General features: G+C 43.8%; 4 protein-coding genes. 1 reads left to right on the top strand and 3 read right to left on the bottom strand.

Translation table 11 applies throughout. The features are described 5' to 3' along the window. Positions 1-332: 332 nt before the first annotated feature. Positions 333-1,166 carry a radical SAM/SPASM domain-containing protein gene (locus AC6CWS_RS26395; RefSeq protein WP_143958897.1) on the top strand — a complete coding sequence of 278 codons (834 nt, stop codon included), beginning with the start codon at positions 333-335 and terminating at the stop codon, positions 1,164-1,166. 451 nt (positions 1,167-1,617) lie between these two features. Here AC6CWS_RS26395 and AC6CWS_RS26390 read toward each other — a convergent pair whose 3' ends face one another. The 3 genes from AC6CWS_RS26390 to AC6CWS_RS26380 all read right to left on the bottom strand — a co-directional run bounded on the left by AC6CWS_RS26390 (position 1,618) and on the right by AC6CWS_RS26380 (position 2,690). Continuing rightward, positions 1,618-2,034, bottom strand: coding sequence for a site-specific integrase (locus tag AC6CWS_RS26390; RefSeq protein ID WP_410173894.1), 417 nt, complete (start codon positions 2,032-2,034; stop codon positions 1,618-1,620). A gap of 96 nt (positions 2,035-2,130) precedes the next feature. Continuing rightward, on the bottom strand, positions 2,131-2,451 hold the full coding sequence (locus AC6CWS_RS26385) for a hypothetical protein (RefSeq protein WP_323109574.1): 321 nt from the start codon (positions 2,449-2,451) through the stop codon (positions 2,131-2,133). Continuing rightward, positions 2,451-2,690 (bottom strand): hypothetical protein, encoded by a 240-nt coding sequence (locus tag AC6CWS_RS26380; protein WP_323109573.1) that lies wholly within the window; start codon positions 2,688-2,690, stop codon positions 2,451-2,453. Before AC6CWS_RS26380 ends, AC6CWS_RS26385 begins: the two co-directional genes overlap by 1 nt. Between the last annotated feature and the right edge of the window lie 128 nt (positions 2,691-2,818).

Here is a 2,818-nt window from a genome sequence, read left to right as displayed (position 1 = left end):
ATACCTCGCGGTATGCAACGCATGACTCGGGGACCTTGTGGATTGCTGGTCCTTCAATGGTCGGGGACTTTCACCCCTTGATCTCTACCGGTCTCCCGGCGCACACTGTTTTTATATACAGTAGTTTTATCGAGAAGGCAGATCAAGCGGTCGCGCCTATCAATTTTCATGACTGGCGTAACGTATTGATGATTCTATTGAGTTAGTGGGAAATTTTGTAAGCGCCGATCTGGCTTGTCACCTATCATCGATAGTAGTCGATTGGTTACAAACTTTACACTTCGTTACATTATGTGCTATACGTTTATAAACGGAATATGTGGCAAGAGACTATGAGACTTCCATTGGTACTGAACTCATTTTATCGAGTTTTTGCGCAGAATTTACCTGAATCCATCAAACCATCAATGAGAGGTTTGTATAACGAAATAAATAAAATTCTCACATACGGATTCAGAGAAAAAGATATTTTCACAGCTCTTGATTTTGAAATAAATTCTCACTGCAATTTAGAATGCAGTTATTGCCCTGCTTCATTTAAGGATGGCAGAGGCAAGCATCTAATGCCATTTGAAACTTTCAAAAAAGCCATCGATGACCTTTCCAGAATAAATTATTCTGGAAGGATATCTCCCCATTTCTTTGGAGAGCCTCTTCTTGATGACAGACTACCAGAACTAATGGCATACGCCAGGGAAAAACTACCAAATGCAGAAATAATAATACATACGAACGGTATAAGATTAAGCAAAGAAAAATATGATGCTTGTATGTCTGCAGGGGTTACTGGCTTCCTGGTAACAAAGCATACAAAAATGATGCCTAAAAACATAGTTGATATAGTAGAAAGCAAATACGCAGAGCACGGAACAATAAAAGTTAGATCAATTGAGAACCTTACTTTATTTAATAGAGGTGGTTTAGTTAAACCAAAAAAAGAAAGAAAAATGAAACGATGCTTTTATCTCTCCGATGAAATCTCAATAACACACACGGGTAATGTTGTTTGTACTAATGACTTTGGAGAAACGCACGTATTTGGAAATGTTAATGAATATAATCTGTTAGATATATGGAACAGCAATGAATTTAAAACAGTAAGAAAAGAAATCAAAAAAGGAATATTCAATCTTGATATGTGTAAAAAATGCGCGGGCATTAAATAGAATTCGTATGCCCCCCTCGCAGGGCTCGCTGTATAGCGATGCGAGGTGGGGGGATGTGTTTTATGGTCGGAATCCTGGCTAAGTTATTGATGACAGAATGAAAAAACAGGTCGAACGCCTGGGTTTTGTTTAATCATTTTGTTCGTGTTCTTACTGCTTAGAGGTGTCGCCGGACAGTAACTTTAACTCCCGTGATAGCGCTTTTATTATGGTATACAGAAAAATAACTAAGCAAATTCAACGTTATGCAATATTTTCGACGATATAGCACTGTTAACTTCTGGACAAATATGGACATTAGAATCCCCCAAACCGTGCCCCAAACGCCATTTTGCCCCAAAATCTGCCCCAAAAAACAGCTCACCAAAGAGAAGGCCTTCGGGAGTTGGTGGCGAGTTTATGCGCAACCCGCTTTATATAATAATTTGCGATACGGCTGCTGGGTGAGCACTTAACTTGTGATATTTCTGGCACTGCTACTACTTACCGTGACTACTGATAACGATTTAGACGCATGCCTCAACGCAGTATTGAACGCAATGAGAGTTACTGACCGACATTCGCTCTTCACACGATTTGAATGACTCCGGAACACGAAAATATCCTCTGGATGCCTTTCCCGTCGCCGGGCTATCATCGCCATCACCGTAGGTGGAATTTCAACGCGCAGCGCTTTCAGTCTCCCCCTCTCTCGTATCAGTATCGAATTGCCATCGATGTCATCGTAACGAAGCGACAGCAGCCTGCCCGCACTAAGGCTCGTATGGAAAATCAATGCCCACAAATCAGCCCAGGTATCTGAGATTTTGACAAGGTGACTATTAATTATCAAAAATTGCGCGAACGTTAACGATTCCTTGCTGCTCACATTCAACCACTCTTTCCTCTATCCTTCGTTAGGTTATTATCTCAGATGTTAATTTCAGGAAACAGTAGTTAAAGTAAGGTTACTCTCACCCGATTATCAAACAGGGCTATCATCCTGTCTCATATCGTTGATCGAGTGCGTCGGTACTCCGAGCACTTCGACATCATCAAGCGCCTCCCCTTCAATCGACTCCCCTTCGCTCGTGATAAATGACCGGCCCATGAGTTTTGCAAAATGCATCTCGCCAGCGACACGAATCAGAACGACGCTTCCCTGCGTCACTTTCAGCGATAAGTCGAGAACGACGAAGCCGCGATTAGTCCTTACAACTTGCGAATTCGCTCCAATGTTGCACGCTGCCGTCACTGTCAGCGCCGTCTCAAGATAGTCGTTAGCCGGTGATGGAAATGGCCCCATTACATGACCCTCCCCATGTTGCGCAAAATCCAAAGCCGGTTATCCGTGTGATCCGGAGTTTTGTCAGCAAAACACGACTGATAGCGTTCTATCCACCGGTTAGCCTCAGAGTATGAAAAGTGAATGCCTCGTTGCTGCATAGATGAAACAAAATCCACTGTATGCAGGTACTGGTAGCCTTTCGAGTTCCGAAGAATCGACTCGCGGAACGCCTGGTTGATGTCTGATTGTCGAAGCATGATCGTCCCTCACATGGATGTCGCGGTAGGGATACCCGTTACCGGATACCCCCCGCACAGATCCCGGCGTGCGCGATTTACGCACCGGGCTCCTGCCTCGGGTGTCTGGCGGTGAACCGCTCCACAGG

The organism is Klebsiella sp. M041, from assembly GCF_059759695.1.
Note: the sequence above shows the minus strand (reverse complement) of the source record. Positions and strands in the feature narration are given on the sequence as shown.

Bases quoted from the DNA above. Each gene is read 5' to 3' on its own strand.
- AC6CWS_RS26380 (WP_323109573.1), bottom strand. From the start codon at position 2,690: ATGCTTCGACAATCAGACATCAACCAGGCGTTCCGCGAGTCGATTCTT.
- AC6CWS_RS26385 (WP_323109574.1), bottom strand. From the start codon at position 2,451: ATGGGGCCATTTCCATCACCGGCTAACGACTATCTTGAGACGGCGCTG.
- AC6CWS_RS26395 (WP_143958897.1), top strand. From the start codon at position 333: ATGAGACTTCCATTGGTACTGAACTCATTTTATCGAGTTTTTGCGCAG.